Source organism: Bradyrhizobium sp. (genome assembly GCF_049586575.1).
Classification (GTDB): Bacteria; Pseudomonadota; Alphaproteobacteria; order Rhizobiales; family Xanthobacteraceae; genus Bradyrhizobium.
On the sequence record NZ_JBAVCF010000169.1, the window covers coordinates 1 to 6,840 of the forward strand.

Below are 6,840 nucleotides of genomic sequence, written 5' to 3' on the forward strand. Positions count from 1 at the left end.
ATCGGAGCTGAGGAATTTCCAGCGTTCACGCGCGTTTTCCACTTCCGTCTCGAAGCTCTGATGCGGAAAATCGCCGCCCGGCAACGCCGCCTGTGCGCTCCAGGGCCGCGACATCGGATAGAACGGCAGGAGACAGGAGACGGCCCGTTCGGCGCGCCGCCGCGCCGTGGTGACGTCGCCGCCGAAAATAGTCAGAAGCGGTGCCTTGTGCCGGCGCGCGTCGAACATCACCGTTCCTTCGCGGGCAAATCGTTTGCCGGGCCGCCCCGTGACGAGATTGGCGCCGGCCACCGACCTGATCACGTCGGAGGTTCCGATCCGTTCGCGAAAATAGCGGTTGGCGGCATCGCAGAGGTAGGCGACTTCCTCGGCAGCCATCGCCACCGCGGCCGGATCGCCCTTGAAACCGCGCGCCACGGTGCCGATCATGGTGAAGTCGCGCTGATAGGGACTCGCAAAGACCAGCCTTCGGTCGGTGTTTTGCAGGACGTAAACATTATCCGTGTCGAACAGGCGCTTGACGATGATCTGACCTAGCTTGACGGCGGCAACCGCCGGAGGCGGTGTGCGCAGCACGGTCTCGGCGACGCTCGCCGTCCACGCGCCGGACGCGTTGGCGAGCGACCTTGCCGTGATCACCCGGCGATGGCCGCGATCGATCACCACAAGCCGCCAGACATCGAGCCGGTCGGCGCGCACGCAACGCGCCCCGGTACGGATCACCGCGCCTCGCTCTGCCGCATCGAGCGCACTTGCAATCACCAGCCGCGAATCGTCCACCAGACAGTCCGAATATCCGAAGGCGGTGCCAAATGGCCGCTGCAACGCATCACCGATCGGATGATGGGTGATATCGATCGTCGACGAGCGCGGCAGGCTGCCGCCGGACGGCGCCATGCGGTCGTAGAGGAATAGTCCGAGCCGCAGCAGCCATGGCGGCCGCTCGTCGGAATGGGCGGGAATGACGAACTGCGTCGGGCGCACCAGATGCGGAGCGATCCGCATCCAGACCTCTCGTTCAGCCAACGCGGCGCGCGTACGCCCAAGCGCCCTGCGTTCGAGCACCGAAAGATCGCCCCAGATCAATCGGCCGCTGGCGGCTGAGGCCGCGCCGCCGAGATCCCCCTGCTCGATCAGGATGACCCGCAAGCCACGCCCGGCGGCATCGCGTGCCACACTGACGCCGTTCAACCCGCCGCCGATGATCGCAAGATCGTAGTCCGCCATACCCTAAATCTTTCCCGTGGTGGGGCTAGCGGCGATAAGCGAGGAAAAAGGCAGAATGCCGGTCTGGTTTGGCCGGGCTCGTTTAACCGGTCTTGCGTGCCGGCTCGGTGTCGCCGGCCGGGCGGCCGACCAGGGCGTCGTATTGATCGATCGGAAGCGGCTTGCCGATGAAATAGCCTTGCACGGCGTCGCACCCCTCCTCGGCGAGGAAGCTGAGCTGTTCCTGGGTTTCGACCCCTTCGGCGACGATCGACATTTCGAGGCCATGACCAAGGCCGATGACGGCGCGCACGATCGCAGCCGATTGCGGGTTGCGTCCGAGATTCGTCACAAAGGCGCGGTCGATCTTGATCTTGTCGAACGGGAATGCCTGCAAATAGCTCAGCGAGGAGTAGCCGCTGCCGAAATCATCCATCGAGATTCGCACGCCCAGCCCCTTGAGACGCCGCAACAGCGCGAGGCCACGGTCGAAATCCTCGATCAGTACGCCCTCGGTGATCTCGAGCTCCAGCCGCCCCGGCGCAAGCCCGGTCTCAAGCAGGATCGAATGCACGAGGCTGACGACGTCGCCGTGCATGAACTGCGCCGGCGATAGATTAACCGCAACCTGCAACGGCACCGGCCAGGAGGCGGCCTCGCGGCAGGCTTCGCGGAGAATCCACTGACCCATTTCGAAGATCAGGCCGCTCTCCTCTGCCAACGGAATGAAATCGGACGGCGGCACGAAGCCGCGCACGGGGTGACGCCAGCGCGCCAGCGCCTCAAAGCCGATGATTTCGCCATTGTCCACTACCTGCCGCGACAAGGCTTGCGGCTGGTAGTAGAGCGAGATTTCCCCGTTCTTGATCGCGGTCGAAAGATCCTGGTGCAGCACGCGCCGGTCGCGGATCTGCTGATCCATCTCCGGCTCATAGATGCTGATTGTGCCGCGCGATTTCGCCTTGGCGCGCGACAGCGCTGCACCGGCATTGGCGAGCAGGGACGCCGCATCTGTTCCGTTATGCGGGAATATCGAAATGCCTGTCGTCACGCCGGTTCGAACCGATTTGCCGTCGATCTGAATTTCCTTGGCCATCGTCTCGGCCAGTTGCTCCGCCAGAAGCATGCCGGCGATCGGCTGCTTGCCGTCGATGATCAGTCCGAATTCGTCGCCGGAAAGCCGGGCGACAACGCCGCCGCGTGCGGACGCCTGCATCCGTTGCGCCACCTCAATCAAAAGCTTGTCTCCGGTGGCGTGGCCGAACACGTCGTTGACTTCGCGGAGGCCATCGAGATCGATCGACAGCACGGCGAATTCCTCTTCGGCTTCGGTGCAGGCCTCGATCATTTGCGTGAGCGCCTGCAGGAAGGCCGCGCGATTCGGCAGATCGGTCAGGCCGTCATGATAGGCCATATGGGCCATTCGCGATTCGGTCTGGCGGCGATCGGTGACGTCTTCGTGGGTCTTGATCAGATATTGCGGCTCGCCAGCTTCATCGAACACGGTCACCCGGCGCGTCAGGAACAGGCGCAGGCCGTCCTTGGTGCTGATCGGATGCTCTTCGGTGAGAGCCTTGCGCTTTTTGATCGCCGCCTGGTCGCGCGCCACGATCAGCCTGGCTTCGCGTTCATTGAAGAGTTCAGCGGCCGTCAGCCCCGCAACCTCTTCGCGGCGACGGTTGAGAATCGTTTCGGCGCTGCGATTGGCCAGAAGATATCGCCCGTCGCGGGGATTTTCGACCGTCAGCGAGACCGGAACGTTGTCGATGACGAGTTCGAGGAACTTCTTGGTGTTCTCGAGCTCATAGGAAAGCAGCCTGCGCTCGGTAACGTCGTCGAAGAGCGCGATCAGGAATTCCGGCTCATTCCTGTCGTTGCGGGCAATCACGCGGCTGGAGGCAAGAACCCGCTTCTTCGAGCCGCGTTCGACCATGAATTCATTGCGGAACAGGCTTTCCGGCGCACTGAGGGCAGCGCGGTCGGCTGCCTCGATGCTGGCCGCGGTGTCCGGCGTGAATATCTCGTCGGCGCGCTTGCCGATGATGAAATCTCTCGAAAAACGCGAAAATCGCTCGAACGCGCGGTTGGCGAAAATATAGCGGCCGTCCTCGATGTTCTTGGCGGCCACGCAGACCGGAACGTTCTCCAGCACGGATTCGAGGAACTGCTTGGTGGACGCAAGCTGCCGCGAAAGTTCGCGCTGTTCGCTGCAATCCTCATGCGTCGCCACCGACCCGCCGTTCGGCAGCGAAAAATATTTGACATGAACCGATTGCCTGCCGGGCAATTCGCAGATCAGACCCTCGGGCTTGCCGGCCTGCTCGCGGAACTCCTCGACACTGAGGTTGAAGCTGCCGCGCTGGCGCCGAAGTTCGAGCAGGTCCCGGCCAGTCATGTCGGCCGTGATGTCCGAACGTGAAAGACCGTAAATCTCGAGATAGCGGTCGTTGAGAAAAACGATCCGTTGCCGCGGATTGGTGATCACGACGCCCTGCTTGAGATTGTTCAAGGCGGAGCTGACGAAAGCATTCCTGCGAAGTTGCGACCGCTTGAACCGGCGCAGCGTCGACACGACCCACAAGCCGACGGCAACCAGGAATGAGCCGATGACCAGGCCGCCCAGCACCGCGTCCGAGATGACATCCGGTCCAGCCGCGTCGAAATATTGGACAAGGCTGGCCCCGAAGCCGGATACGGAGACGGTCCAAAAGGACACAGCAAGGCACAGCACGATTCCTGCCGGAATCATGATCACGCCGCCTGCCTGCCAGTTCTTGTCAGCCATCGGTCACCCGCGAATTTCTACGGGTGACTGTCTGGCTTCACGGGTTTGGATTAGGTAAATGCCTACCCCGGTGGACTGCAATTGCTGCGGGAAATTGCGCCAATTGGCGGGACATGATTAATGGCTCACTAATAATTTGGGCCAACCAAGTTCAGAAACAAATACAAAGAGTTGCGTAAACAAACGGGATACAACCAGAACCCCCGGCCGGACGCGTCATCTCGCGCATAAGTTGTATCGGCTGGCATCCCAAGATCCGGATCAGAATTTCAAATGGAAAAGGTCGAGTGCGTCGTCATCGGTGCGGGAGTGATCGGTCTTGCCGTGGCGCGACGGCTGGCACAGAGCGGCCGCGAAGTGATCGTGCTGGAAGCCGAAGAGGGAATCGGCACCGTCACCTCCTCACGCAACAGCGAGGTGATTCACGCCGGCATCTACTACCGAGCGGGTAGCCTGATGGCGCGGATGTGCGTCAGCGGCAAACAGGCGCTGTATCGCTACTGCCGCGACCAGGGCATCCCGCATCGCAATTGCGGCAAGCTGATCGTCGCGACCACACGGACGGAAACCGAGAAACTGGAATCGATCAGGGCGCATGCCGAGGCCAATGGCGTCGCCGATCTGCAAGCCCTCTCAGGCGAGGCAGCGCGTGCGCTGGAGCCGGCGCTTCATTGCGAAGCGGCCTTGCTGTCGCCTTCCACCGGCATCGTCGACAGCCACGCCTACATGCTCGCCTTGCGCGGCAATGCCGAAGACGCGGGCGCTGCCTTTGCGTTTCACACCCCGCTACTCGGTGCGCGCGCGCGCGGCGGCCACATTGAAATTGACGCCGGCGGCAAGACGCCGATGTCGCTGCAATGCAGGCTTCTCGTCAACGCGGCTGGCCTCCGCGCCACGACGGTAGCGCGCAGCATCGACGGCATGCCGGTCGAAATGATTCCGCCGGCCTACCTGGCGAAGGGCAACTATTTCAGTTGCTCCGCGCGTGCACCGTTTTCGCATCTGATCTATCCGGTACCAGAGCCCGGCGGCCTCGGCGTTCATCTCACGCTGGACATGGCCGGCCAGGCGCGGTTCGGCCCCGATGTCGAGTGGGTCGACAGCATCGACTATGCGGTCGATCCCGCGCGGGGCGAACGATTCTATCCGGCGATCCGCCGCTACTGGCCGGCGCTGCCGGACGGCGCGCTGATGCCGAGCTATTCGGGCATGCGCCCGAAGATCGTGCCGCCCGCGGTCGCGGTACAGGACTTCCTGATCCAGGGACCAAGGGATCACGGCATTGACGGGCTGATCAATCTGTTTGGAATTGAATCGCCCGGCCTCACCTCGTCTCTGGCAATCGCCGACTTTGTCGGAGAACTGGCGGAGGCGTGAGGGCGTCTAGCGGAAGCGTACAAACACTCTGCGCCCTTGCGTCGAGGCGCGGCGATCGCGCGATCGATCAACATACGCCAGCACCCGCCCGCGCAGGTCAGCGTCGATCGGTTAGGGCAACACAGAACTGGTGTCGGATATTTGCGGTTTACTTGCTAATGCAACGTGGCGCTGGCGGAATGCCTTAAGCGTTCGATTTCATCCTTGACCATCAACTTGCGGCGCTTGAGTTCGACAATTTGCAGATCGTCCGTTGAAAGGTGCACCAGAGCTTCGTGTAATTCGTTTTCCAGGCTCTGATGTTTGCGTTCCAGTTCAACAAGATGCGACTGAATTGCCATTCGAAACCTCCTCGGTTGGGTAAGACCTCAGATTCGATCCGGACAACGAAGCTTACACCACGGCGGGAATCTGTCGATGGGTCTGGAAAACGCCATCCTCATATTTCACCGGTATCTGTAATGAACCGTGAGCGGCACACCTTAACCTTTCGTCTTGGCTCAGTTTCTTGCCTGAGTTCCCGTTCCATCCTGGAAAAGCGCCGCAAGAGAAAAGATTGGCGCAAACGGCTGGCGGCGGCCCGCAAGCTGGCCTCTCCGTGCGTCCGCCGCGCTTTGCTCGCGTTTCACTCACGTGAATCGCTTCTCGAACCTGCTTGCGGAGCGGCCTGCCAGGGAGGATATTCGAGGCTGGGCTTGAACTTTTCGCAAATCTCATCCGCGTTTTCCGATTAAGTACGCCATGACCGACGAAGATGAGCGCGAACTCCAATCCGAGCTCGCACGGTTGCACCAGGAACACCGCGACCTCGACGCGGCGATTGATGCGCTGCACCAGTCGCCGGCCCCGGACTTGTTGAGGCTGCAGCGGTTGAAGAAACGCAAGCTGCAGTTGCGCGACCGTATCGCCTTCATCGAAGACCAGATCACGCCTGACATCATCGCTTGAGGCGTTCCCTTTGGGCATCCGGTCAGATCGGCACTTGACTTTTTAGAACAAAAGAAGAACATTCATCGGTGTCCCGATTCCGAGGTTCGTATTGTTACGCGGCCCCCCCGCTTACGGACTTCGGAATCGAAAGGACATTGGTAAACTTATCGATCTGGTGTGGTTTTGGTTCAGAAGTCCGCATGATGGACTCGCCGCAACAATGATGCGGACCTTCTGAACCGCCACACTGGCCGTCAACTTTGCGCCTTGAGGAAGCCCGCTATGCCCGATCCCGCTTCGTTTCCCTACAGCCCGAGCTACGAACAAGCCTGCGACCGGCTCATCGCGATGTGCAACGGCGACGCGCGCAGCACCATCAAGGCCCTGATCCTGGCAAACGAATATCTGGAAATCGAATTGAGCGCGTTGCGAACGAAAGCATCGCATCTGGGCGCGGCGGCCCGGCGGGCGCGCGAGAGGGGCGACGCGGCCTGATTCATCAAGAGATAGGAGTCCACGAAATGGCCAACGTCACGTACTAC

6 protein-coding genes are annotated in these 6,840 nt (G+C 61.4%); 3 read left to right on the forward strand and 3 right to left on the reverse strand.

The genetic code is table 11. From position 1 onward, the window contains the following. Both WB528_RS06435 and WB528_RS06440 read right to left on the reverse strand, forming a co-directional pair. The coding region (locus tag WB528_RS06435; protein ID WP_423887590.1) for a glycerol-3-phosphate dehydrogenase at positions 1-1,227 on the reverse strand (1,227 nt) is incomplete at its 3' end. A gap of 82 nt (positions 1,228-1,309) precedes the next feature. After that, positions 1,310-3,991, reverse strand: a complete 2,682-nt coding sequence (locus WB528_RS06440; protein WP_423887591.1) for a sensor domain-containing protein — start codon at positions 3,989-3,991, stop codon at positions 1,310-1,312. Between the two features lie 273 nt (positions 3,992-4,264). On the opposite strand from WB528_RS06440, the gene WB528_RS06445 reads away from it, so the two are divergent. After that, the gene (locus tag WB528_RS06445; protein ID WP_423887592.1) at positions 4,265-5,368 is read left to right on the forward strand and encodes an NAD(P)/FAD-dependent oxidoreductase; all 1,104 of its coding nucleotides are present in this window, start codon (positions 4,265-4,267) and stop codon (positions 5,366-5,368) included. A gap of 155 nt (positions 5,369-5,523) precedes the next feature. Here WB528_RS06445 and WB528_RS06450 read toward each other — a convergent pair whose 3' ends face one another. After that, the gene (locus WB528_RS06450; protein ID WP_423887593.1) at positions 5,524-5,709 is read right to left on the reverse strand and encodes a YdcH family protein; all 186 of its coding nucleotides are present in this window, start codon (positions 5,707-5,709) and stop codon (positions 5,524-5,526) included. A gap of 400 nt (positions 5,710-6,109) precedes the next feature. Here WB528_RS06450 and WB528_RS06455 point away from each other — a divergent pair, with 400 nt between their 5' ends. Together WB528_RS06455 and WB528_RS06460 are read left to right on the forward strand one after the other, a co-directional pair. After that, entirely contained in the window at positions 6,110-6,316 is a 207-nt protein-coding gene (locus tag WB528_RS06455; protein WP_422250198.1) for a YdcH family protein, read from the forward strand. Positions 6,317-6,580: 264 nt separating this feature from the next. After that, on the forward strand, positions 6,581-6,793 hold the full coding sequence (locus tag WB528_RS06460) for a hypothetical protein (protein ID WP_423887594.1): 213 nt from the start codon (positions 6,581-6,583) through the stop codon (positions 6,791-6,793). The last annotated feature ends 47 nt before the right edge of the window (positions 6,794-6,840 follow it).